The organism is Rhizobium sp. SVR5-2C (genome assembly GCF_056755115.1).
Window position 1 is genome coordinate 1 of the sequence record NZ_JBNDHT010000556.1, and the last position, 240, is coordinate 240.

At 64.2% G+C, this 240-nt stretch carries 1 pseudogene; it reads right to left on the reverse strand.

What is annotated here, in order from left to right:
* Nucleotides 1-85, reverse strand: a pseudogene (locus tag ACPYOI_RS36880) (GFA family protein); the annotation flags it as partial.
* Nucleotides 86-240: the final 155 nt, after the last annotated feature.

Here is a 240-nt window from a genome sequence, read left to right on the forward strand (position 1 = left end):
GGCAGTGATTGCTGAACAGGGGCTCGCCGGCAATCGAGTAGCGGATCGCGCCGCAAGCGCAGCCGCCGGTATAGGGCTTGTCCATCGCGAGGCTTCCTTACTTGTCTTCGCCCGAGATGGCATCGAGGCGCTGCAGCACCTTGACCCAGCCGTCGTTCATGTTGCGGTAAGCGGTATCGTTCTTCGGCGTCACGAAGCCGGAATGCACCACGCGCACGCGCGTCCCTGCCTCGACCGGTG